The following is a 26,743-nucleotide window of genomic DNA, read 5'->3' as shown; positions in this document are numbered from 1 at the left end:
GTATGAGTGATAAATTACAATCTTTACGTGGTATGAAAGACCTACTACCTGAGGATTACCTGATTCACGATTACATAATAAACACAGCCAAACATATAGGTGGGCTTTATGGTTATCAAGCCATAAGTACACCTATAATTGAATATACTAAAGTCTTTGATCGTACACTTGGAGAGACTTCTGATGTAATAAGTAAGGAAATATACAGTTTTCTTGATAAAAGTGGTAATCATATCTCTCTTAGACCGGAGTTTACGGCTGGCATTATCAGGGCTTTTATATCTAATAATCTGCAACAAACATTACCTATTAAATTTTTTTCAAACGGTCCAGTGTTTCGTTACGACCGACCACAAGCTGGAAGACAAAGACAGTTCCATCAAATAAATTTTGAGTATATTGGTGGAGAAGGACCTAGCACCGATGCCGAAACGATTAAGCTTGCATTAGATATCCTTCAAGCTTTAGAAATAGATCAAAATACAACTTTAGAAATAAACTCACTGGGTTGTACTACAACTCGTGCTGTTTACCAACAAAAGTTGGTAGAATATTTCAATGATTATAAGTCAGAATTATCAGAAGATAGCCAAAAGCGGCTTATCAAGAATCCAATGCGTATATTAGATTCGAAAGATGAGCATGATAAAAAAATAGTTGCAAATAGTCCGCTAATGTCATGCTATTATAGTAGTGATGCTGCAAAATATTTTGACGATTTGCTAAAATACTTAGATTTACTCAATGTAAAATATATCATTAATCCAAGATTAGTAAGGGGACTTGACTATTATTGTCATACAGCTTTTGAGTTTACTACTAGCAACCTTGGTAGTCAGTTTGGTAGTCAGTCGACAGTTCTTGCTGGTGGTCGTTATGATGGGCTGAGCAAACTTATGGGAGGTCCTGAAGTAAAAGCCATTGGCTTTGCTGCTGGAATTGAACGCCTTAGCCTAATGAGAGAGTACCACATATCTAAACCAAGACCAGTATTTGTCTTTCCCATTAGCGACAATAATTTAGAATATTGCTTAATTTTAACAAATCAATTGCGTCAAAAAAATATTCCTGTTACCTTAGATACTAACGGCAAAATAGCTAAAAGAATAATACGAGCTAATCTACAAAAAGCTAAATATGCCATTTTTGTTGGCGATGATGAACAAATGAGCAATAGTTTCAAATTAAAAGACCTTGATAAAGAACAAGAATATTTATTGCAATTTGAACAAATTGTAGAATTATTAGTTAATGTAAACAAATTATAATTACACATGAGCAAATTTGTACAAGCAGATGGTAGGGTTATATATACTCAGACCACCCTAACTAAACAACAGAAAGAAGCTATTGGATTACTCTCAATTGGCACGTTCTTAGAATATTTTGACCTGATGCTTTATGTTCATATGGCAGTACTTCTTAACGAGCTTTTTTTTCCGAAATATGATCCTCACACTGCCTCTCTTCTTTCTGCCATTGCTTTTTGTTCTACATTTGTTGCTCGACCAATTGGAGCTTTGTTATTTGGCTGGATAGGCGATAATATAGGTCGTAAATCCACTGTTATCATAACAACTTTTATGATGGCTATTTCTTGTATTACCATGGCTAATTTACCCACTTATGCACAAATTGGTTTCACTGCTGCTTGGTTAGTTACTATATGTCGTATCGTTCAGGGCATATCTTCTATGGGGGAAGTAATAGGATCAGAACTCTATGTTACTGAAATAACAAAACCTCCTATACAATATCCAGCTGTTTCGTTAATTGGAATTTCCAGTAGTTTAGGGGGAATGGTTGCTTTAGCTATTGCCTGTTTGGTTACTAGAAATGGTTTTAATTGGCGTATTGCTTTTTGGGTGGGGGCTGGCATTGCTTTAGTGGGTGTTGTAGCTAGGACAAATCTTAGGGAAACGCCAGAATTTGTCGATGCTAAACGTTATTTAAAAAGAATTTTAGATAATGTTTCAAATAAGGTAAGCATAGATAAAAAACATGTGGAAAGTAATCCAATTTATAACGAAAAAGCTAACCCAAAAACATTATTGCTGTTGTTTCTGATGAATTGTATATGGCCAATCTGCTTTTACTTTCTTTATATTTATTGTGGTAATATCCTCAAAAATTCTTTTGGTTATAGTGCTGAACAAATTATTTATCAAAATTTTACCGTCTCTATAATACAATTATTAGGTATATGCTTACTAGCATATTTAAGCTATATTATCTATCCTATAAAAATTCTTAAAGTAACAACATCAGTATTTTTTATATTCATATTGTTCCTACCATATTTATTAGATAATATTCGAACTCCCTTTGACTTATTTTTAATCCAATCATTTATTGTCCTTTTTGTTTCGTATGCCCCTATCGCAGCGATTACATATAAGCATTTTCCTGTCTTTAAACGCTTTACCTCCGTTAGTCTTATATTTGCTTTATCACGTGCCTTAATGTATGTTATTACTTCCTTTGGGGCTATTTATTTGGTAGAATATTTTGGTCATTGGGGGTTATTAATAATATTACTTCCAACAACTATAGGGTTTATAGTTGGTTTATATCATTTTGAAAAATTGGAGAAAGAAGCTGAGAATTATCCACACAAATCTGATATAGATTATGTTGGACGAACTGTGGTATAGATAAATTTTCATAACATAATGCAACTAAATTTTGTAGTATTGCTGGTATTTTTAAATGCATAGCAATAATTATGAATTCTTCCATAGTTTCCTTGATGATTTTCTTCATTTTCTCCGGCGATTTAACTCCTATAGTCTGTAAATTATGCTTTCTATCAAATAATTTAATCAATGCCACATCATATTTTTTTTGTCTATATAAGATTTCCATAATTTCCGCTGAGCTAATCTTGCCGTGGGGTTTGTTCCTACTTAAAGCTTCTACTTGACTAGCAACCTGCTCTCCAAAAATATAGGCAATCATTTTTTCGGTAAGTGTAGTGTCTTCGATGGTGTCGTGTAATATGCTGGTAACAATAATGTCAGTGCGGAAAAGATAATCAGAGATCATATAAGCTACCTCTATTGGGTGAGAGTAATAAGGCTCGCCTGACTGCCTCATTTGGCTGCCATGATATTTCTTGGCGTAATAAATAGCCTTTATAACCTCATCAATATCTATTGGCCTATTTACTTCCTCATTCATCTTACGTAATTTGTCCAGTAACCTAGTAGCATATTGACAAGGTGCATACTTTGAGTTGTCCCAATAATTAATATCTTCTTCCATAAGAACCATAATATTTTAAATCACTATACAAGTTAAACTAAAAATTAGAATATTACTAGGAATTTATTATATTTTTTTTGAAAAAGATAAATATTTATACCAATTCCCAAAATCAACAATAAAAAATTTTTTATATTGACCTGCCTATAGATAATTATATAATCCACGCTTTCAATAAGTATAAAGTTATAATGATTAAATTACAAAAAATATTATTTACAACTTATATATGTTTCGTAGTTTTTGTGAATGCTCAGGCAGATGAGATTACAGCTGATCAAAGATTTTTTTATATTGGTACTGAAGCTGGTATAGTAGAACCAGTAGTGAAAAAGTTCCGTCATAGTTCAGGTAGTGGTTTTACTTTAAAAAGGTCTAAGATGTATAGCGGTAAGATTGGTTACAGCTTCTATCCGCAAATGGCAATTGAGCTTTCGGTAACACACCAACCAAAATACCGACTACATTATGTTTTACCACAAAAAGAACTAGCTCCCTCTCTAATTATACCACAAACTCCAGGGATCACTAAGGTAATTTCCAATATATATATGATTAATTTAGTATATGATCTCGATAAAGTGCAGGAAATAACTCCTTTTGTTATATTAGGTGCTGGGATGGCACGGGTAAAAGTTAACTCGGCTTCTTCTCGTTGGGATTTAATGAATGTAGAGTATTTTAGAATTAAAACAACTCGTAGTAATTGTTTTGCTTGGCAAGTGGGTCTTGGATTTTCTAAGGAGTTATCTAGCAATTTTAGCATTGATGCAGCAGTAAAATTACAAGCTGCTCATTCAATAAAGATTAACTATGCTACTTTGGATATGAAAACCCAGCAATTTATACCAGCCACTCCTATTAAAAAGACCATAGGGGTTGGAGAATTTGGTATAGGGTTTACTTATAGGTTACCAATTTAATGCAAGAAGACTATTAGTGTATTGAATTTTTTAGTGTATACTAGTAAAAATTTAAAGAATTGACAACAAAATACGGTGTTATCCTTGTTTTGTTTTACGTTATGGAGAATATATGACCACTAATTTAGAACTCACCTCAGCACCTCATAATACATACGATGAAGTGCCTTACGAAAGTTATCCGTACGCCTTAACCAATCCATATCACATACAGACACTTGCTGTTTTATTTGGGATGAAACCAACAGCAATTGAAACTGCACGAATTCTAGAGCTAGGATGTGCTGCAGGCGGGAATTTAATACCTCATGCTGTTAATTATCCTAAAGCACATTTTGTTGGAGTTGATCTATCTAAAGTGCAAATAGATGAGGCTAATAAACATAAAGAAGGATTAGCTCTTAAAAATATAGAATTCCGACATTGTTCTATTACAGATATTGATGAATCATTTGGTAAATTTGATTACATAATTACTCATGGAGTAATCTCTTGGGTACCAAAATTTGTTCAGGATAAGATTTTTGAAGTAAGTAGTAAAAATTTATCAGAGAATGGAATCGCGTATATTAGTTATAATACACTACCTGGTTGGAATATGGTTCGTACCATAAGAGATATGATGCTTTATCACTCAAATACATTTAATAATATTCAAGATAAAATTGCTCAATCTAGATTGTTACTTGAATTTGTTAAGGATAGCTTGGAAACTTCCGACTCTCCTTATGCTCAAGTGTTAAAATCTGAAGCCAGTTTGCTTGCCAAACAAAATGACCATTATTTGCGTCATGACCATCTAGAAGAAGATAATGTACAATATTATTTTCATGAATTTATGGATGAGGCTAAAAAAAACAATCTACAATATCTGTCTGATTGTAGTATAGCTAGCATGTATTTAGGAAATATGCCGGCAAAAGTGGTGGAAAAATTACAAGCGATAAATGATATTGTTAGAACCGAACAATATATGGATTTCATTACCAATCGTCGATTTAGATCAACCTTACTTTGCCATAATAGTGTTAAATTAAATAGATCTATCAATAATGAGGATATTAATAAATTTAATATGACATTTAATATAGTACCAGAAAAGCCTCTTGTTGATATAGATCTTAATTCACTTGAAACAGAGAAGTTTTTTTATAATGGTAATAAGGATAGTAGTTTATCAACATCTTCTCCTTATATGAAAGCAATACTCTATACTTTCTCTGAGAATATCAATAACCCAATGAGTTTTGATAAAATTGCCGTGAGTAGCAATAAAAAATTACATGGAACAAAATTGAATGAAATAAAGGCTGAGTTCTTAGCTAATGCCATGAAATTAGTATTGCAAGGATATATTAATATAACGTTACAGGCAACTCGAAAAGAAGTAGATCTTAATAAACCTAAAGCATCAAAGCTGATCGCATATCAGGTAGCTCATACACCCAATATGTGGGTAACAAACCAAAGACATGAGGTGGTAGCTATTAACCTTTTTGAAAAATTTGCTCTGCAATATATGGACGGTAAGCATGATAATAAGCAAATAATTGAATCTGTCATGCAGCATGTTAATTCTGGTGAGATGACATTAAGCCGTGACGGTAAAAAAATAGATAATATTGATGAAGTCAGTAAAGAATTAGAAACATTCTTGCAACCTACACTAACTAGATTCGTGACTAATGCTCTGCTGATTTAAAGATAAGATATATACTCGGTGAACTTCAAGAATTGGCGTTGTCGTGTCTAAAGATCTCCGCTGCTCATGTACTAATGTACGCTCCGCTGCTCGACTTTGCTACTGCCTAGCTCTTCTTGAAGTTGACCTTCGTCTACCAACTCTTCATTTACGAGCAGTATACTCTAGAATAGAAAATCAAGAATTGCGTTGTATCATTCGGGATAAGAATTAGTTAATTCTTATCCCGAATTGGCTTTAATATAAGGAAAAATGCATTCTTAAAGCGGCTAACGCGAATGCATTTTAAACCTTTCTAAAGCTAAAAACATGATTTTAAAAGATTGAAATCATATTTTTAGCAAAATATTAATTTAACAATCAGATGCAGAGTCGTCTCAAATCTGATTGTTTCGATATGACAAGCTTCATGGATTGCCACGCTCACGTACGTTCGCTCGCTAATAGACATATGCGTCTATAAAACGTCTATTAGCGAGGAGACCCTAGGCAATCTATAATTTCACCGAATTTGGGATAAGAATTTGTCAATTCTTATCCCAAATTCGTGTAAATCATAGCAACATCCTCAAATGATTTGGAAAATTGGATTTGAAAATGAGAAGTAGGCATGCTAGGCGTATACTCGGTGAACTTCAAGAATTGGCGTCGTCGTTATCAAAGATATGTGCTGCTCCGTTACTCATGTACGCTCCGCTGCTCGACTTTGCTACTGCCTAGCTCTTCTTGAAGTTGACCTTCGTGTCTACCCAGCCCTTGAAATCATAGCAGTATACATAAGGTACATGAATACGCGAATCCTTGATATTTTCAAAAAACAATTCTTCCAAGCAGAAGAGTACACTCCTTATTAAAGAGAATCTATCCTAAAGTTTTCTGATAATCGACCTCTTCCTGGTCCAATTTAGCTGCAAGTTTACGCATCCTATTCATGTAAAAGCCTGTTCCTGCTGGCACTAATCTACCAACTATGACATTTTCTTTCAACCCACGCAATTTATCAATTTTTCCAGTTATAGCAGACTCCGTTAGAACTCTTGTTGTTTCTTGGAAAGAAGCAGCAGAAATAAATGATCTAGTTTGCAGCGATGCCTTAGTAATACCTTGTAGGATTGGTTGGGCTTCAGCCGGTCTTAAACCATTATCTATAGCTTTTTTATTAATTTCGGCAAATTCACGATAATCTATCTTCTCATCAACCATTAATGTCGTATCCCCAGAATGGGTTACTTCTAATTTTTGTAACATTTGACGAATTATTACCTCAATGTGCTTATCGTCAATTTTTACGCCCTGTAAACGGTAAACCGCTTGGATTTCTCCCACCATGTAGCTTGTAAGAGCTTCCACTCCCATTACCTTTAAAATATCCTGTAGAACTGGATTGCCATCAATTAACATATCGCCTTTTTTTACAAAATCACCTTCATTAACAACAACATGTTTGCCCTTTGGTACCATATACTCAATTGGTGTAGTGTTATCACTTGGCTGAATAACAATACGCCTTTTTGACTTATAGTCTTTGCCAAATTCAACTCTACCATCTACTTCTGCAATAACAGCATGATCTTTTGGACGTCTAGCCTCAACAAGTTCAGCTACTCGTGGAAGACCACCAGTAATATCTTTTGTTTTGGTTGACTCCCTTGGAATACGTGATAAAATATCACCTACTGACACCTTAGCACCATCTTCAACATTTAAAATAGCATTCAGTGGCATGTAATATCTAGCCTCCAAACCATTGGATAGCATAATAGTTTCTCCATTCTCATCAACTAATTGAATACGAGGACGTAACTCTGCTCCGCGTGAATATTGTTTTGATTCAATTATAACTTTGCTAGAAATACCAGTTGCTTCATCAGTGATATCACGAATTGACACTCCTTCTACCATATCCTTGAATACAACCTTTCCAAATTTCTCGGTAATAATCGGAATAGTGTACGGATCCCTCTCTACTAATTTTTGTCCTTTTTTTACCTTATCTGAATCATCAGCTATTAATCTTGAACCATACGCTACTTTATGCCTTGCTTTCTCATTATTATTAGCATCCAATAATAATAACTCACATGAACGACCCATTACGATCTTACGTCCCTCAGAATCAACAACCACATTACGGCCTAAAATCTTCACTTTTGCATCATGAGAGGCTTCTATGGAAGATATTTCAACACCTTTCGTTGCAGCTCCTCCAATATGGAAAGTTCTCATGGTCAGCTGAGTACCTGGCTCACCAATTGACTGGGCAGCAATCACTCCTATTGCTTCTCCAACTGATACTAAAGAACCAGTGGCTAGATCTCTACCATAACATCTTACACATATTCCATCAATAACCTCACATGTTAGAACAGATCTTACAATTACCACATCCAAACCAGAAGATTCGATTTCTTCTAATTTTGCTTCATTAATTAATTCACCGGCTGATAGTAATAATGCATTAGTAACTGGGTGATATACGTTAATCGCAACTGTTCTGCCTAAAATTTGCTCTGCGAGCGATACAATAACTTCACCACCATCGATAATACTTCTGACTTCTATGCCTTTTGTAGTTTGACAATCTTCATCAGTAATTATACAATCTTGAGCAACATCAACTAATCTACGGGTTAAATACCCAGAATTAGCTGTTTTCAACGCTGTATCTGCAAGACCTTTACGTGCACCATGTGTAGAATTAAAATATTCAAGGACAGTAAGACCTTCTCGGAAATTAGAAATAATCGGGGTTTCAATAATCTCACCTGATGGTTTAGCCATTAAACCACGCATACCAGCTAATTGCTTAATCTGTGCTGCTGATCCCCTTGCTCCCGAAGTAGCCATCATATATATCGAATTTACTTTCTGATGATTAGGCTTATTATTAACAGGTGTCATAGCAATTTCTTTCATCATGTCATTTGCTACTTTATCCGTACATTTAGACCAAGCATCAATCACTTTATTGTATTTTTCACCGTAAGTAATTAGACCATCAGAATATTGTTGTTCAAATTCTTTTACCTCAGTCAATGTTGAATTAATATGGCTATCTTTTGATTTTGGTACAACCATGTCGTCCATACCAAAAGAAATGCCTGAGGAACAAGCATATTTAAATCCAAGTTTCATTAGTTGATCAGCAAAGATCACTGTAGCCTTTTGTCCACAGTGGCGATATACCAAATCAATAACCGCAGATATATCCTTTTTAGTCATGGATTTATTTACAAACTTAAATCCAACATTATGATTACGTGGTAATAATTCTCCTATAATTAACCTACCAAAGCTAGTATCCACTATAGTTGATACAACCTCCCCTTCAATATTAAGCACATCGCGACGAAATTTTATCTTTGAGTGAATAGTTATTACCTTATTATACAAAGCATGTTCAATCTCCGACATGCTAGCAAAACTCATCCCTTCACCAGGTTCATTGTCAAAAACCATTGTTAAATAATAAAGACCTAGTACTATGTCCTTATCAGGGACGATAATCGGACGACCATTTGCCGGACTCAATATGTTGTTTGTTGACATCATAAGTACTCTTGCCTCAAGCTGAGCTTCAATTGAAAGAGGGATATGCACTGCCATCTGATCACCATCAAAATCAGCATTGAACGCAGCACAGACTAAAGGATGTAGCTGGATAGCTTTCCCTTCTATCAGTAAAGGTTCAAAAGCTTGGATACCTAAACGATGCAAAGTTGGTGCTCTATTCAACAACACTGGATGTTCACGTATAACTTCTTCTAAAATATCCCATACTTCTGATTTCTCAGCTTCAACCATTTTCTTAGCGGCTTTTATAGTGGTAGCAATTCCATATAATTCAAGCTTTGAATAAATAAATGGCTTGAATAATTCCAACGCCATCGTCTTTGGTAAACCACATTGGTGTAACTTAAGCTCTGGTCCCACAACGATAACAGAACGACCAGAATAATCCACTCGTTTACCAAGCAAATTCTGACGAAAACGACCTTGTTTACCTTTTAGCATATCACTAAGTGACTTAAATGGACGTTTATTAGTATTTTTCACTACTTTACCACGACGACCATTATCAAATAATGCATCGACCGATTCTTGTAACATCCTTTTTTCATTTCTGATGATAATATCCGGTGCTTTTAGTTCAAGTAGTCTCTTTAATCTATTATTTCTATTAATAACCCTTCTATAAAGTTCGTTAAGATCAGAAGTTGCAAACCTTCCTCCATCAAGCATAACTAATGGTCTAATTTCAGGTGGGATAACTGGCAGAACAGTCATAATCATCCATTCTGGCTTATTCTCAGATTCAAGAAAATCTTCAACTAACTTAAGTCTTTTAACAATCTTCTTCTTTTTAACTTCTGAAGATGTATTTAATAAATCTTCTTGCAAACTCTTCTTTAATTCAGGTAAGTCAAGTTCTGTAAGCATCTGCTGAATAACTTCAGCCCCAATAGAAGCAGTAAAACTATCTTCTCCGTACTCATCTTGTGCCTTTTGCAAACTGTCTTCTGATAAAAGGTCACCCTTTTGCAGAGCAGATAACCCAGGATCAACAACAACATAACTTTCAAAATATAGAACTTTTTCTAGATCCTTCATAGTCATATCTAGCAATGTACTAATCCTTGATGGTAAAGATTTCAAGAACCATATATGGGCAACTGGTGCTGCTAGCTCAATATGCCCCATTCTTTCTCTTCGGACTCTAGATGTAGTAACTTCAACACCACACTTCTCACAAGTGATACCACGATATTTCATACGTTTATATTTACCACAAAGACACTCATAGTCCTTCACGGGGCCAAAAATTCTAGCACAAAATAATCCTTCTTTCTCTGGCTTGAAAGTACGGTAATTTATTGTCTCAGGTTTCATTACCTCACCAAAAGACCATGAACGCACTTGATCAGGACTAGCAATATTAATTCTTATTTGATCAAATTGCTGAGTACTGCTTAATTGTCCATAAAAATTTGTCATCCCTGTTGTCATAAAGATTCTTCCTTAAAAAATTTTTCAGATATAGTTTAGTAAAAAGCCTCTTGGACCTTCTGTAGCAATTGCAAAAAATATCTTTAATCTGTGCTAGTATCCTCAAGCTTTACATTTAAGCACAAGGACCTGAATTCTTTGATCATCACGTTAAACGACTCAGGAATACCCGATTCAAAATTGTTATCACCTCGGACAATAGATTCATAAATTTTAATTCTACCAACCACATCGTCCGATTTTACAGTTAACATTTCTTGTAACGTATAAGCAGCACCATAAGCCTGCAGTGCCCAACACTCCATCTCACCGAATCTTTGACCTCCAAAATGCGACTTACCACCTAATGGTTGCTGAGTTACCAAACTATAAGGACCGATAGAACGAGCATGGATTTTATCATCGGCCAAATGATGTAATTTTAGGAAATATTTATAGCCAACTGTAACGGCACGATCAAAATACTCTCCTGTTCTACCATCAATCAACCTAATTTGACCTGATGGGTCTTGATCTGCAAGGACTAGCATTTCTTTTACATTCTCAACCTTTGCACCGTCAAAAACTGGGGTTGAAAAATATACCCCCTTATCGATATTATCACAAAACTCAATAATCTCTTGATTGGACATTTTCTTTATATTTTTTGTCGTTGAGTTATGTCCATATACCTCGGAAATAAAAGATTTAAGCTCTTCTACATCAATTTTTTTGTTATGAACTTGATCCAACATAGAAGATATTTTTTTACCAAGATTTACTGCCGCCCAACCAAGATGAGTCTCTAAAATCTGCCCAATATTCATACGTGAAGGTAAGCCAAGTGGGTTAAGAACGATATCAACTACTGTACCATCTTCTAAAAATGGCATATCTTCTTCTGGCATAATACGAGAGATAACCCCCTTATTCCCGTGTCTTCCTGCCATTTTATCTCCAGGTTGTAACTTATGTTTAGTAGCAATGAATACTTTTACAACTTTAAGAGCACCTTGTGGTAAGTCATCACCACTTTGTAATTTCTCTACTTTGCTAGTAAAACACTTATTAAGCTTGTCTTGCTTTTCATCATAATGACGTTTAATTTGTTCAATTTCATTCATTACATTAGCATCTTCAACAATCAGTTGCCAAAATTGTCCTTTTGATAATGACTTAAGGGTTTGATCACTAATCAATTGACCGGATTTTACGGATTTAGGACCGCTAACAATTATTTGTCCTGTTAAAATCTTCTCTAAACGCATAAAAACAAAATGCTCTATGATTCGAAGTTCATCATCCCTATCTTTTGATAATTTTTCAATTTGTTGCTTTTCAATAGCTATAGCACGCTCATCCTTTTCTATTCCCCTACGAGAAAACACTCGTACTTCTACCACTGTACCAGTGATCCCAGTAGGAACACGTAAAGATGAATCCCGAACATCTGAAGCTTTTTCTCCAAAAATAGCTCTGAGTAATTTCTCTTCTGGAGTCATAGGTGACTCACTTTTAGGGGTAACCTTACCCACCAAGATATCGCCTGGTTTTATTTCTGCACCAACATATACTATACCGACTTCGTCAAGATGGCGTAAACTTTCATCACTAACATTTGGAATATCGCGAGTAATTTCTTCGGGACCAAGTCTTGTATCTCTAGCAATTATTTCAAATTCTTCAATATGAATTGAGGTATAAATATCATCTTTTACAATACGTTCTGATATTAAAATCGAATCTTCAAAATTATAACCATTCCATGGTAAAAAAGCTACTAGCACATTTCTACCAAGAGCTATTTCACCATTATCTGTACTTGGTCCATCAGCAATTACTTCACCTTTTTTTACATAATCACCAACGTTAATCAACGGCTTTTGATTAATACAAGTATTATGGTTAGATCTTTGAAATTTTAATAAATTATAAATGTCCACACTAGGTGATCCATCTGTTTTCTGCTCCTTAGTCCTTACCACTATTCTAGTTGAATCAACTTGCTCTACTATTCCATCATGCAAGGCTACAACTGAAACCCCAGAATCTTGTGCAACAATTCCTTCAATACCAGTACCAACTAAAGGGGCATCACTTCTAATAAGCGGGACAGCCTGACGTTGCATGTTTGACCCCATCAAGGCTCTATTAGCATCGTCATTTTCTAAAAATGGAATAAGTGATGCAGCAACGGAAACAACCTGCATCGGGGTAACGTCAATGTAATCGACTTCTAGAGGGGTAACCATAACAAAATTACCACCTTCAGTTCGACAGTTAATTAATTCTTCTTGTAACAAACCTTTTTGATCGACAACTGCATTAGCTTGAGCAATTTTATATTTTCCTTCTTCAATGGCTGACAAATAAACAACTTCGTCAGTTACATGACCATCCACGACTTTTCGATAAGGTGTTTCAATGAAGCCATGCTTATTAACTCTAGCATAAGTAGCCATGGAATTAATCAAACCTATATTCTGTCCTTCTGGTGTTTCAATTGGACAAATCCTCCCATAATGAGTAGGGTGGACGTCCCTCACTTCAAACCCTGCTCTCTCCCTGCTAAGTCCACCAGGTCCTAAAGCTGATAATCTTCTTTTATGAGTTATTTCTGATAATGGATTAGTTTGATCCATAAATTGAGAAAGTTGTGAAGTACTAAAAAATTCTTTTACTACAGAAACCAAAACTTTTGAATTTACTAAATCATGAGGCATAACGGCATCAAGATCAACCACCGACATTCTTTCAAGTACTGATTTCTCTATACGAACAAGACCAATTCTGAACTGATTCTCAATTAGTTCACCAACTGACCTAACTCTTCTGTTACCAAGGTGATCAATATCATCTATCGAACCTTTCCCATCTTTTAGCTCTACTAAAACTTTAAGAATATTTTTAATATCTTCAATAGTTAAAATAGCTGTAGATTCTGGTATATTAAGTTCCAATCTTGCATTCATTTTAATACGACCAACTTCTGAAAGATCATATCTTTCATGGTCAAAGAACAAGTTGTTAAATAATGTTTTAGCAGCTTCAATATTAGCTGGTTCTCCTGGTCTTAATACCCTAAATATGTCTATCAATGCTGATTCATAATTTTGATTTTTATCAGCAAATAAGGTGTTCCTTATGTAAGGACTTGATTGTGGATTTATAGCAAGTACATCGACAGACGGAATTTCAAGAGTCATAATAGAGTCCAGCATATCCATTGTGATCATTTCACCAATTTCGGCTAGTACCTCACCATTATCCGGATTAACAAGATCTTGTGCTAAATATTTGCCTACTAAATATTCACGTTCTACCAAAATATTTTGCACTCCATCTTTAGCAAATTTTTTAGCCAAACGAGGTGTAATCTTCTGACCAGATGCAAGTATGACATTGCCGGTATCCGCATCCACTAAGTCATTAACTAGCCTATGAGCAGTTATAGACTCAGGTATAAACTTTGTTGCCCAGCTTGCATTTTTGGTAAAACATGTTACCGTATCATAATAGAATTTTATAATTTCATTGGTAGACATTCCAATGGCTCTAAGAAGAGTAGTAGCATAAAGCTTTCTTTTCCTATCTACTCTAAAGTAAACAATATCTTTAGCATCAAATTCAAAATCTAGCCATGATCCTCTATAAGGTATAACTCTAGCAGAATATAGAAACTTCCCTGAAGAATGAATTTTCCCATCATCATGATAGAAAAATACGCCAGGTGACCTATGCATCTGTGATACCACCACTCTTTCTGTACCATTAATAATAAAAGTACCATTCTTTGTCATTAGGGGAATATCCCCCATATAAACTTCTTGTTCTTTAATACCTTTGATTTCTCTTGCTCCAGTATCTTCATCAATATCCCAAATACTTAATCGCAATGTGACTTTAAGAGGAGCAGCATAACTAAGACCTCTTTGAGTACACTCTTCGACATCATATTTAGGATTATCAAATTCATATTTAGCAAATTCTAAATATGCAATATTAGAGGGGTCGTGAATCGGAAAAATTGAACTTAATACTGATTGTAATCCTCTGTTTTCTCGCTCAGAATCTTTAACTCCTAATTGTAAAAAACCTTTTTCATAAGAATTTTTCTGAACCTCTATCAAATTTGGTATAGACGCTACCAAATTTATGTGACCAAAATTTTTTCTTACGCGTTTGCCAATTGATAAGGATTGCGTTGTCATATAATCTCCCGATTAATGCTTTTAATAATTTTTTATTTTGAAACCAAGTAAAAATCTACTTCAAACTTGGAATCTCACATATTACAATAGTCTCAATGTCCCCCTACGAAAGTAGCAAGGTCTAGAAAAAGCCTAGAAGGCTACTTTTTTAGATTCCACTACCTACGCTGAGATAATAGACTTGCTGCATAAATCAAAGATAGTTGAGGGATTTTTAGGAGAAACGAAGCCGGCTACCTTCGCGTACACAGACGTACGTGAGGAGCGGAGGCGAGTTTCGACGACAAAATCACCAACTAGATTGACTTATGCAGTAAGTCTAATATAGAGTTTGCTTATCCGTGTATCATACCTCGGATAACATCAACCCTAATAAAGATAACATTAAATTTGCTACTAACTTGTTACATCAAATTCAGATTATTTAATTCAAAATTAAACTTTAATTACCAATTTCTTTACCTTAACATAAACTAAATTGTTATACTCGAATGATCTGAAGAATGGGGACAACAAACAAAGGGTAAGCAAACGCAACTTAGTAAACCGTTGTTCGTACGCGAAATCCCCGCAAGTATTTGCGAAAACAATTCTTCAAAGCAGAAGAGTATACCTTAAATTTCTTTTTTAGTATTCTATATAAACTCCAAATAAAGATAAAAATCTAAAAAAGCTCGATTTAAAAATATTACTTGAATGATTTAAAGAATTAGAGCATAAAACAAGAGGGGAGCGTAGCATATGTACATTAGGAATAAAAACATGCGAATACTCTGTAATTTTGCGAAACCAATTCGTTAAATTATTCAAATATAATAGGAGTGTACTTAAATGATTTGAAGAATGGGGACAATAAACAAGGGCTAAGCGAACTAGGCGTACATCTAGTACGTAAATACACAAATACCCGAAATTTTGCCACACCAATTCTTTAAAGTAGAAAAATATACTAAAATGTACAAATCTGTTTCTTATCTTCATCTGATTCAGAATTTTGGATAAATAAATACAAAGACCTATTAAAGCAAAAGAACTTTGTCTTAAAAGTTTTATAAGTTTTTGTACAAAATGTAATAGTTTATACGGGTATGATAACATATTTAGCAACATAACTCGTAAACCAAATAGAATATCACACAACAAGTTCATTTCCATTATTAACAATACAAACCTAGATTTAGTCCCAAAATGTTTCTACCAATCTATGTATATTCTAAATCTTGCGGTATATACTTAGGTAGAACTTCAAGAATTGGCGTTCCTGCGACCAAAGATCGAAGCTGCCTAGTTTTACTCATGTACGCTACGCTGCTCGACTTTGCTACTGCCTAGCTCTTCTTGAAGTTATACTATCGTCTACCAACTCTTCATTTACGAGCAGTATACTCGAATGTGACTCTAAATTGAATTTGAAAATGAGGGGCGAGTCAATGGAGCGTACATAAGGTACGTGAGTACACGAGTCCCTGATATTTTCAAAAAATAATTCGGAGTCACATTCGAGTATACATATATTTATTATTGTTTTGCTTTATAAAGAAAGGCTATCACAAAACTACTACATGGGTATAACTTAAGCAGCCTAAGTATACTCTTCTGCTTTAAAAAATTGTTTTTTAAAATATCAGGGACTCGTGTACTCACGTACCTTATGTACGCTCCATTGACTCGCCCCTCATTTTCAAATCCAATTCTCCAAATCATTCGAGTATATCATCGCTGTGACGGTTAATGTCATTCCTGCCTACACGGGAATGACATCTTTTTTGTTAAAATACTGCTTAACAATAACAACCCTGTGCTTAAGTTAATACCCATAAATGGGGATTCTCATACTTACAAATGTACGCTTAATCTTTTACCCCTTTGTCCCTCTTTAATCACTATACTCTATAATTAACTTAGAAAGTTATCCTAACAACCTTCACAGAGCCTAATTAATATGAACTTACACAAACAAGTTTTTAATACACCCCTAAAATAAACTCTAGGTTTTCCCGCCCGATGGTATACTCAATTACTTTAATTCAATTTTTGCTCCAGCTGCTTCTAATTTTGCTTTAAAACTTTCAGCATCTTCTTTATTTACACCGGATTTAATAGTTTTTGGGGCAGCATCTACTAACTCTTTAGCCTCTTTTAAGCCAAGACCAGTAAGTTCTCTAGTTACCTTAATTACTTCTATTTTTTTATCACCACTACTGACTAAAACAACTTCAAACGCTGTCTTTTCAGCTACTGCTTCTGATGCTACAGGACCCGCCACCTGTGCTACAGGAGATGCAGCTGTTACACCCCATTTTTCTTCTAGCATTTTTGCAAGCTCTGCTGCTTGAATTACTGTAAGTGTTGACAATTGATCTACGATTTTTACTAGGTCTGTCATAATTTTCTTCCTTTTAAAACTTTTTTATTAAATTATTCTTTATTTGCATAAGCTTGAAAAACTCTAGCAAGCTTGGCTGCAGGAGCTTGCACCACACCAGCAATTTTAGTTGCAGGAGCTTGTACCATACCAATAATTTTGCCTCTAAGCTCATTTAATGAAGGCAATTTTGCAAGTTGCTGTACAGAATTCGCATCTAATACTTGATTATTTACTAAACCACCAACTATTTTCAAACATTCATTAGTTTTAGCAAATTCTACGACAACTTTTGCAGCTTCAACAGGGTCTTCAGAATATGCAAAGGCTGTCGGACCAACAAGCAAATGTACAATATCACCAATACCAGCCTTATTTGCTGCTATTTTTGACAAAGTATTTTTAACTACTTTGAACCCCGCATTTTTTGCTTTAAGAGACCTACGCAGTAGAGTTACTTGACTAACAGTAAGTCCATGATAATGAGTAATTATCACGGAATTTGACCGTTTATACACCTCTTCAAGTTCTACGACAAATTCATGTTTCTCTGATCTTAACACCTTAACTCTCCTTGTCGTATTTTACGATATACTTGCTAAATCTATTTTTACTGATGGACTCATAGTAGAAGATAGATATATTGCTTTTAAATAATTTCCTTTAGCACCAGAAGGCTTTGCTTTAACTACAGCAGATATTAAAGTTGATGCATTATCTAGCAAATCTTGTTTGGAAAATGATAATTTACCAATTCCAGCATGAATAATACCTGCCTTTTCAACCCTATACTCTACTTGACCACTTTTGGCATTTTTAATTGCCGTTACGATATCGGTAGTTACAGTCCCAAGTTTTGGATTTGGCATTAAGCCCTTTGGACCTAAAATTCTTGCCACTGCACCTATTGCTGGCATCATATTTGGTGTTGCAATACAAACGTCAAAATTAATTTTTCCTGCTTTAATATCATCGATAATTTCTGTAGAACCAGCAATATCTGCTCCAGCCGCTTTAGCTTCTTCTATCTGCTCATCCTTACAAATCACTGCAACTCTACTAACTTTACCGGTACCAGCGGGTAGTGCCACAACACCACGCACCATTTGATCCGAGTGCTTAGGATCTACCCCTAATTTCATCACCATTTCCAAAGTAGAGTCAAATTTAGTATAAGACACAGACTTGAGTAGCTCTATTCCTTCTGCTAAAGTGCGGTTGCCAACTAGAGCTACTTTTTTTCTTGCTTCTCTAATCTTTTTGCCACCAACTAATTTTTTATCAACTAACATACATTAATCTCCTACCACTTCAAGACCCATAGATTCAGCAGTACCACGAATAATTTTAGCGGCAGCTATTAAATTATCAGTATTAAGATCTACCATTTTAATTTTTGCAATTTCAATGCAATCTGACATGGTAACCTTACCAACAAATGCTTCTTTTTTAGTAGCACTGGAACCTTTAGGAATTTTAGCAAATTGTTTTAAGTAATACGATGCTGGAGAAGTCTTAGTTACAAAAGTAAAACTATTATCTTCATAAGCAGTAATCACGACTGGGATAGGAGTCCCTGGTTCAATAGCTATCGTCGCAGCGTTAAACGCCTTACAAAACTCCATAATATTAAGTTTCTTCTGACCAAGTGCAGGACCAATAGGTGGGGATGGATTAGCCTTACCTGCTGGCACAGTTAACTTAATATAAGAGGTTATTTTTTTTGCCATTATAATCTTATCCTTACTTATTTAATTAATAGCTTTATTCAAGTGAGCCTTGTCAATACACTCTCGTTCCTAGCTAAAAGCATTGCCCGCATGAATCATTAGTATGTCATTCCCGCTTCGGTAAGGAATCCATAATATCTAATAGCCTTTGCAGGCTATTTTTTGGATTCCCGCTTTTAGCTAGGAATGATATCGTTTTTGACCTTGTAAGTACCATACTAACGTTACCGTTTTTGATCCACGCTAGCAAAGCATTCCCACGTAGGCAAGAATCTAAAAAAGCAGCCTAAAAGACTATTAGACCCCAGCTTACGTTAGGATTACATCACACGGTAATATTATATCGAATTCAGCTTAACCTCAGTTCGATAACAAATTAATACTAGGCTTAGTATCATCACTATTAGTGCTAATGTCACCCCGCGTAGGCAGAGGTCTAAAAAAGTCTAAACAACCTAGAAGGCTCTTTTTAGATACCAGCTTACGCTGGGATGACATAGAGTTTGCTTAAGTTGACACTCATGCACCTTTAGCTAGGATGCTAGAGACAATAAACTGCATACTCTTCTGCTCCTACGAATTGTTTTTTGAAAATATCATGGATTCGCATGCGTAACTATACTAGATGTACGCTACGCCTGCTCACCATTCATTTTCAAATCCAATTCGTAGGATCATTTGAACACACACCCTACCCTAAACAAACCCTAATTATTTTTCTTAACCTGCGTAAAATTTAGTTCTATAGGAGTTGCTTTACCAAAAATAGATATAGACACACGCAATCTATTTTTGTCATAATCAATTTCTTCTATAACCCCTGTAAAAGTCTCAAATGGACCGTCAGTAACAATTACTGCCTCACCAATTTCATATAATTTCGAAACCCTAGCATCTTTGGTTTCAGCTTCCAGTTTACTAAAAATATTTTGTATTTCTTTTTCGCTAAGGGCTTGTGGTGTACTTTTACCACCTAAAAAACCTGTAACCTTAGTTACACTTTTTACCAAATGCCAAGAATCATCTGTCATATTCATTTTAATCAGAATATAACCAGGCATAAATTTCTTTTCTGTCTTAACGTTTTTACCACGTTTAACTTCAGGTACTTCAATAACCGGAACAACGATATCCTCAAAAAACTCCGACATACCCTGTTTAGCAATTTGATCGAGAATCATTTGCTTTACACGCTTTTCTGAGCCTGATAATGTATGAATAACGTACCACTGCACCACAATTTTTCCCTAAACCTATTCTTTACTTCCCAATATTAAGTAAAACTTGCATTATGCTATGTATACCGTAGTCTAACACCAAACAAATTATACTAAAAATAAATACAGCCACCACTACTATAAGAGTTGAAGTTATCAACTCTTTCTTACCAAGCCAAACAATTTTATAAACTTCTTGCTTTACTTGCTCGTAAAATTTGTAGACTCTACTTTCCTTTAACATATTATACGAACTCATTATAGTTGGCAGGAGCGACAGGAATCGAACCCGCAACCTTCGGTTTTGGAGACCGACGCTCTACCAATTGAGCTACACTCCTATCATATTTTTATCAAAAAGTCAAGTGTTTTAATTTCAATAAAATTCTTACTTATTCGAATGATGCCATTAGCCAAGGCAATTTAAAAGTCACTTCTCATTTTTGATGTCATATATAATATCATATTATACATGATACACTAAGCTATCTTAATAATTTTTTTTATTTCTTAGCTTTAATAGTTTCGGCCACCTGTAATGGTACTTGCTCATAATGAGAAAAAACCATACTATATTGAGATCTACCTTGTGATAAAGATCTCAAAGTACTAACATACCCAAACATCTCGGCCAATGGCACATTTGCAGTTATAACTTGTGCATTACCTCTTGGATCCATACTTTGCATTTGCCCTCTACGACTGTTTAGATCACCAATAATATCCCCCATATACTCATTAGGAGTAATTACTTCAACTTTCATAATTGGTTCAAGTAATTTTGGATTACCTTTTGGCATACCTTCTCTAAAAGCAGCTTTTGCAGCAATCTCAAATGCAAGTACACTTGAATCTACATCGTGGAACGCTCCATCTATCAAGGTTGCTTTAAAATCAATCATTGGATAGCCGGCAACTACACCTGTATCTTTTATATTATTTAGACCCTTTTCAACACCAGGAATAAATTCTTTGGGTATAGATCCTCCAACAATTTTGCTTTCAAAAGCAAATCCTGTTCCAGCTTCTTGAGGTTCAAATATTATTTTAACCCGTGCAAATTGCCCAGCTCCACCAGATTGCTTTTTATGAGTATAATCAATTTCACAAGGCTTGGTAATTGTTTCTCGATAGGCTACTTGTGGTGCTCCAATGTTAGCCTCAACTTTAAACTCACGTTTCATACGATCAACCATAATCTCTAGATGCAGTTCACCCATACCTTTAATAACAGTTTGACCGCTTTCCTGATCAGTTGATACTCTAAAAGATGGATCTTCAGCAGCTAACCTAGACAATGCCATTCCCATTTTTTCTTGATCGGCAGTTGATTTTGGCTCTACAGCTAATTCAATAACCGGTTCAGGAAATTCCATTCTCTCCAAAATAACCTGCTTATCCGGATCACACAAAGTATCACCAGTAGTGGTATTTTTAAGACCAGCTAGAGCAACAATATCTCCTGCAAAAGCTTCTTTAATATCTTCTCTTTCATTAGCATGCATAAGAAGCATCCTACCTACTCGTTCTTTTTGGTCTTTTACCGTATTAATGACAGTAGCACCTGAACTAATCTTACCAGAGTAAATCCTGATAAATGTAAGAGATCCCACAAATGGATCGGTCATTACCTTAAAAGCTAAAGCAGAGAAAGGTTCAGATGCTGATATTTTAAAATCTTTTTCTTCTCCAAAATTAATATCTATTCCCTTGACTATTCCAATATCGATTGGTGAAGGTAAATAGTCAACAACCGCATCTAGCAAAGGTTGCACACCTTTATTTTTAAAGGCACTACCACATAACACAGGAAAAAAGACTCGGTCAATCGTTCCTTTCCTTATTACTACTTGAATTTCTTCCTCAGTAAATTCTTCACCTGATAAATATTTCTCCATCAAATGATCATCAGCCTCAGCAACCATTTCAATTAGCAAAGCACGATATTCTTCAGCCTTTTCTAACATATCAGCAGGGATTTCTTGGTACGAATATTCAGCTCCAAGAGATTCATCCTTCCAAATTATTGCCTGCATCTTGATTAAATCAATAACTCCTTTGAAATTCTCTTCAATACCAACTGGCAACTGAATTACTAGAGGTTTTGCACCAAGACGATCTTTAATCATTTCTACACATTTGTAGAAATTAGCACCCATTCTGTCCATTTTATTGACAAAGCACATTCTAGGTACTTTATATTTATCAGCTTGTCTCCAAACTATTTCTGACTGAGGTTCAACACCGGCCACACCATCAAATACCGCCACCGCTCCATCTAAAACACGTAAAGACCTTTCTACTTCTATAGTAAAATCTACGTGACCTGGAGTATCAATAATGTTAATCCTTATATTTTTCCAGTAACAGGTAGTAGCAGCAGAAGTAATGGTGATACCACGTTCCTGCTCTTGTGCCATCCAATCCATAGTGGCACCACCTTCATGAACTTCACCAATTTTATGTGATTTTCCTGTATAAAAGAGAATACGCTCGGTTGTAGTAGTTTTACCAGCGTCAATATGAGCACAAATACCTATATTACGAGTATTAGCAAGAGAAAATTCTGTAATCGCCATATGATTTAATTACCTTGGTTGCGATTTTTTGGGACTAAAATGAGCGAAAGCTTTGTTAGCTTCAGCCATTTTATGAGTGTCCTCTCTTTTTTTAATAGCAACCCCTCTATTATTTGATGCTTCAAATAATTCCTCCGCCAACTTATCAATCATCATTTTTTCAGAACGCTTATTTGCTGCATTGATAATCCAACGTGACGCAAGTGCATACCCTCTTCTTTCATCAACAGGGGAAGGGACCTGATAATTTGCACCTCCCACACGCACTGAGGTAACCTCAAGATATGGCTTTACATTATTCATAGCATTATTGAAAGTTTCATAAGGATCTACCCTATGTTTTTTTTCTATTTTACTAAAAGCAGAATATACTATCTTTTCGGCTAGAGCTTTTTTCCCTTCCTTCATGATATTATTAATAAACCTAGCAAGCAGAGGACTATTATATTTCATATCAGGCAAGATAACCCTTTTCTCTGCGGCATGACGACGTGACATCTTATCTCTCTATTTCAAATTATTTTTTTACAGCTTGCTTCGCTGATGTACCATAACGTGAGCGTCCTTGCTTACGATTTTTTACACCCTGAGTATCATAAGCACCACGTACTATATGGTACTTAACACCTGGAAGATCAGGAACCCTTCCGCCTCTTACCAACACCGTAGAGTGTTCTTGTAAATTATGCCCTTCACCAGGTATGTAAGCATTCACGTACTGCCCATTACTTAAGCGAACACGTGCCATTTTACGAAGAGCAGAATTAGGTTTCTTAGGAGTAACAGTTTTCACTATTACACAAACACCTTTCAAAAATGGATTAGATTCCAAAGCTGGGGATTTTGTCCTACGAATCTTCGACTGTCTTCCAAAACGTACTAACTGATTGTTTGTTGGCATTCAATACTCCAAATTTTTCCTTTTGATATTTATCTATCAACCCTTAAAGCTATAGGGAAAACTATATACTATACCACTTTCACTATTAAGCGGCAACAAGTGGAACTATAGCTATTTTTTTTATAAAAGCAACGAGTTTTTAACAACATTGACTAGATTAGTTACTTTTATGAACTTAAGGTTGTAATTATCCCCCTTAAAGTTTGTAGTTCTGTACTAGATAATTTATCTATACGAGTAAAAATATTCATAATATTTTGAGTCATGTGTAATTTTTTCTCAGGCACTTTAAAGAAATTCTTTTTGTTTAATTCAGTAAACAAATGTTCAAAGAAATATCCTAATTCTCCTTTTGATGCTACGTCCTGTTCATTATTAACATTTATTCTCAGCTGTTTATTACGAAATAGCTCATAACATATAATAATTACTGACTGTGCAATGTTAAGAGAACTAAAACCCCCTGTATTAATGTTAATAATTTTATGGGCATAAGTAATTTCTCTATTTCGCAAACCACAATTTTCACGACCAAACATGATAGCGACTTTAAGACCTGTAGGATAATCCTGACTTAAATTCTCTGATAGAACATAGTTTTTATTGATATTACGTGTTGCTGAACTTGTTGCATATAAATAATCAATATCCTCTATACTTGCTTCCAAACTATCATAAATCTTAGCATTATCTATGATATTTACTGCTGATACCGCCATACTACGTGCCTGTTCATTCGGCCAACCATCTCTAGGTGAAACGATTCTCAACTCTGAAACATCAAAATTTTTCATTGCTCTAGCAGTAGCACCAATATTCTCACCCATTTGAGGTGCTACTAAAATAATAATTGGCATAAACATCTTTGATTAATATGTAATTATTTTCTTTTAAATAGCTACTTAATTCCTATTAACTACTCGTATCCAATTACTATACTCTTTTATCTCTGTCAACTATTAGTTTCATAACGAACCAATGATTTTTTCATTTTACCTAATCTTCTTTAATCAAAGAACGTATCAATGCATTAACTGCTTGCTGATGTTCTGAGTTACGAATTTTCATAAAATTCCTTGATACTTCTATACACATACGCTGATGTTGAGTAAGCACAGGCTCGACATTGTCAGCATCTTCTAAACCTTGATAGAAATAATCGATATTTTTATCTAATGCTTTAGCAATAAGAACCAACCTACCTATTGATATTCTATTAATACCCTTCTCATATTTTTGTAACTGCTGATGTGTTACCTCTATTACCTCTGCAAGTTGTTGACGTGACAAGCCTTTGGCAAGCCTTAAAGAATAGATTTTCCTACCTATAAATTGATCAACTTTTTGTATGTAGTCATTTCTTCGTACCATAATTAACTCCTTGTATGCATGAACTATTAAATTTTAAGAATATAATAGATTATTAACAAATAAAAAGATTACTGTCATATATTATATAACCTAGAAAGCCAACAATTCACATAGGAATACCCACATGTAAACTGTCTACTATCAGTAAATATTGATTATATTTTTTGTTTATGTACAAGTAGTACTTAATATTTTTTAACTATTATATAATTATACTGATCTTATAGATACTTAGCAATCTTGTAAATTATAATTTCATTTTTATCGTATTTTTTTAACCTTTTTTTACTATTCTAGATAGAATAAGACTAAAAAATTAAAGTCATAGAATTAACTATGATTTTTAAAGAATTATTGCAGAATGTTAAAACTTCAGCTTTGTATTAAAATTAAAAATTTTAATACAAAACTGGCTAGAATAATTTAGGTTCTATTGAGGTTTAAAAAATATACTTAATATAAATAAGTGATAATGTTGAATTTTATATATATACTTGAATGATTATATAAAACAAAAGAAAGTTACTTGATGCAAAGAATTATAAAATGCCTATATCAGGCAGCCTTTAGAACAATTGAACACGATGGTGTTGAACATTCAGGGTATATGTCATTTATGGTACTCCTAACGATCTTTCCTTTTTTAGTTTTTTTGTTAGCACTAACAAGTTTTGTTGGAGCATCAGAACTTGGAAAGAATTTTATCACTATTCTTCTTGAAAGTATGCCAGAACTGGCTACTGACTCAATAAAAACTAGGATAAATGAACTTGGGAAAACTCCTCCTCAGAGCCTAATGACCTTAGCAATAATGGGAAGTATTTGGACTGCTTCATCTTTTGTTGAATGTTTAAGAACAATTTTAAATAGGGTATATGAGATAAAATCTCCTCCCACCTATATAAGGCGAAGATTACTTAGCATAGCACAGTTTTTAGTAATCAGTATATTCATTACCTTTGCCATGCTTATTCTTATTATAGTACCAATAATATTAACAAAACTACCAATAATTTTACAAATGATAGAAGAACATAAGCACACTTTAACCCTTTTTCGATATGTTATCATTTTCTGCTCATTATTTATTACCTCCTCATCACTATATTATATAATCCCTAATGCAAAATTAAATTTTACAGACGTAGTTCCTGGAGCTTTATTAACGGTAATTTTATGGGTGATAAGTGGATATTTATTATCTACCTATATAATATATTATAACCAATTAAGTATAATATATGGTTCACTTGGTAGTATAATAGTGACTTTAATATTTTTTTATATTATTAACATGATTTTTATATATGGTGCAGAATTTAATTACCTACTAAGAGAATATCCTTGAAAGCAGAAGAGTATACTCTTCCGCTTTCAAGAAAAGCTATCGCAAAACTTTGAGGTGTGCATGCACGAACAATAATTTACTACTATAACACTGAATTCGATGTAACAAGTTACATCGAATTCAGTGTTATATATAGAAACAATCAG

18 protein-coding genes, 1 tRNA gene and 1 pseudogene are annotated in these 26,743 nt (G+C 34.4%); 5 read left to right on the top strand and 15 right to left on the bottom strand.

The window, feature by feature from the left end:
- Positions 1-2 precede the first annotated feature (2 nt).
- Both hisS and AAGD26_RS07190 read left to right on the top strand, forming a co-directional pair.
- Positions 3-1,268 carry a histidine--tRNA ligase gene (gene hisS / locus AAGD26_RS07195; RefSeq protein ID WP_341751679.1) on the top strand — a complete coding sequence of 422 codons (1,266 nt, stop codon included), beginning with the start codon at positions 3-5 and terminating at the stop codon, positions 1,266-1,268.
- Positions 1,269-1,274: 6 nt separating this feature from the next.
- On the top strand, positions 1,275-2,654 hold the full coding sequence (locus tag AAGD26_RS07190) for an MFS transporter (RefSeq protein ID WP_341751678.1): 1,380 nt from the start codon (positions 1,275-1,277) through the stop codon (positions 2,652-2,654).
- Here AAGD26_RS07190 and AAGD26_RS07185 read toward each other — a convergent pair.
- Complete coding sequence (locus AAGD26_RS07185) at positions 2,557-3,264, bottom strand: HD domain-containing protein (RefSeq protein ID WP_341751677.1); 708 nt, start codon at positions 3,262-3,264, stop codon at positions 2,557-2,559. The genes AAGD26_RS07190 and AAGD26_RS07185 overlap by 98 nt on opposite strands.
- A gap of 191 nt (positions 3,265-3,455) precedes the next feature.
- On the opposite strand from AAGD26_RS07185, the gene AAGD26_RS07180 reads away from it, so the two are divergent.
- Positions 3,456-4,187, top strand: coding sequence for an outer membrane beta-barrel protein (locus AAGD26_RS07180; RefSeq protein ID WP_341751676.1), 732 nt, complete (start codon positions 3,456-3,458; stop codon positions 4,185-4,187).
- A 145-nt stretch (positions 4,188-4,332) separates the two neighbouring features.
- Positions 4,333-5,889, top strand: a pseudogene (locus tag AAGD26_RS07175) (methyltransferase regulatory domain-containing protein); the annotation flags it as partial.
- An 861-nt stretch (positions 5,890-6,750) separates the two neighbouring features.
- Here the strand turns inward: AAGD26_RS07175 and rpoC are convergent.
- The 14 genes from rpoC to AAGD26_RS07105 all read right to left on the bottom strand — a co-directional run bounded on the left by rpoC (position 6,751) and on the right by AAGD26_RS07105 (position 25,249).
- Positions 6,751-10,896, bottom strand: coding sequence for a DNA-directed RNA polymerase subunit beta' (gene rpoC / locus AAGD26_RS07170; protein ID WP_410520617.1), 4,146 nt, complete (start codon positions 10,894-10,896; stop codon positions 6,751-6,753).
- 83 nt (positions 10,897-10,979) lie between these two features.
- Positions 10,980-15,086, bottom strand: coding sequence for a DNA-directed RNA polymerase subunit beta (gene rpoB, locus AAGD26_RS07165; RefSeq protein WP_341751675.1), 4,107 nt, complete (start codon positions 15,084-15,086; stop codon positions 10,980-10,982).
- Between the two features lie 2,017 nt (positions 15,087-17,103).
- On the bottom strand, positions 17,104-17,472 hold the full coding sequence (gene rplL, locus AAGD26_RS07160; protein WP_341751674.1) for a 50S ribosomal protein L7/L12: 369 nt from the start codon (positions 17,470-17,472) through the stop codon (positions 17,104-17,106).
- A 32-nt stretch (positions 17,473-17,504) separates the two neighbouring features.
- Entirely contained in the window at positions 17,505-18,014 is a 510-nt protein-coding gene (gene rplJ / locus AAGD26_RS07155; RefSeq protein ID WP_341751673.1) for a 50S ribosomal protein L10, read from the bottom strand.
- 21 nt (positions 18,015-18,035) lie between these two features.
- Positions 18,036-18,743: a 50S ribosomal protein L1 gene (rplA, locus tag AAGD26_RS07150; RefSeq protein WP_341751672.1), complete on the bottom strand. Its 708-nt coding sequence runs from the start codon at positions 18,741-18,743 to the stop codon at positions 18,036-18,038.
- Between the two features lie 3 nt (positions 18,744-18,746).
- Positions 18,747-19,181, bottom strand: coding sequence for a 50S ribosomal protein L11 (gene rplK / locus AAGD26_RS07145; protein ID WP_341751671.1), 435 nt, complete (start codon positions 19,179-19,181; stop codon positions 18,747-18,749).
- Positions 19,182-19,888: 707 nt separating this feature from the next.
- Positions 19,889-20,422, bottom strand: coding sequence for a transcription termination/antitermination protein NusG (gene nusG, locus AAGD26_RS07140; RefSeq protein ID WP_341748452.1), 534 nt, complete (start codon positions 20,420-20,422; stop codon positions 19,889-19,891).
- A 19-nt stretch (positions 20,423-20,441) separates the two neighbouring features.
- Positions 20,442-20,642 (bottom strand): preprotein translocase subunit SecE, encoded by a 201-nt coding sequence (gene secE, locus AAGD26_RS07135; RefSeq protein WP_341751670.1) that lies wholly within the window; start codon positions 20,640-20,642, stop codon positions 20,442-20,444.
- 21 nt (positions 20,643-20,663) lie between these two features.
- Positions 20,664-20,739: transfer RNA gene (locus AAGD26_RS07130), tRNA-Trp, on the bottom strand.
- Between the two features lie 162 nt (positions 20,740-20,901).
- On the bottom strand, positions 20,902-22,977 hold the full coding sequence (fusA, locus tag AAGD26_RS07125) for an elongation factor G (RefSeq protein WP_375331905.1): 2,076 nt from the start codon (positions 22,975-22,977) through the stop codon (positions 20,902-20,904).
- Positions 22,978-22,986: 9 nt separating this feature from the next.
- Positions 22,987-23,475 carry a 30S ribosomal protein S7 gene (gene rpsG, locus AAGD26_RS07120; RefSeq protein WP_341747240.1) on the bottom strand — a complete coding sequence of 163 codons (489 nt, stop codon included), beginning with the start codon at positions 23,473-23,475 and terminating at the stop codon, positions 22,987-22,989.
- A gap of 19 nt (positions 23,476-23,494) precedes the next feature.
- A complete protein-coding gene (gene rpsL / locus AAGD26_RS07115; RefSeq protein ID WP_341747241.1) occupies positions 23,495-23,878 on the bottom strand; it encodes a 30S ribosomal protein S12 in 384 nt (127 codons plus the stop codon).
- A 167-nt stretch (positions 23,879-24,045) separates the two neighbouring features.
- Positions 24,046-24,735: an RNA methyltransferase gene (locus tag AAGD26_RS07110; RefSeq protein WP_341751669.1), complete on the bottom strand. Its 690-nt coding sequence runs from the start codon at positions 24,733-24,735 to the stop codon at positions 24,046-24,048.
- A gap of 139 nt (positions 24,736-24,874) precedes the next feature.
- Positions 24,875-25,249, bottom strand: a complete 375-nt coding sequence (locus AAGD26_RS07105; protein WP_341751668.1) for a helix-turn-helix transcriptional regulator — start codon at positions 25,247-25,249, stop codon at positions 24,875-24,877.
- A gap of 529 nt (positions 25,250-25,778) precedes the next feature.
- On the opposite strand from AAGD26_RS07105, the gene AAGD26_RS07100 reads away from it, so the two are divergent.
- Positions 25,779-26,597 (top strand): YihY/virulence factor BrkB family protein, encoded by an 819-nt coding sequence (locus AAGD26_RS07100; RefSeq protein ID WP_341747244.1) that lies wholly within the window; start codon positions 25,779-25,781, stop codon positions 26,595-26,597.
- The last annotated feature ends 146 nt before the right edge of the window (positions 26,598-26,743 follow it).

The sequence above is a fragment of the Candidatus Tisiphia endosymbiont of Piscicola geometra genome (assembly GCF_964026415.1).
In the GTDB taxonomy this organism is placed as follows: Bacteria; Pseudomonadota; Alphaproteobacteria; order Rickettsiales; family Rickettsiaceae; genus Tisiphia.
Note: the sequence above shows the minus strand (reverse complement) of the source record. Positions and strands in the feature narration are given on the sequence as shown.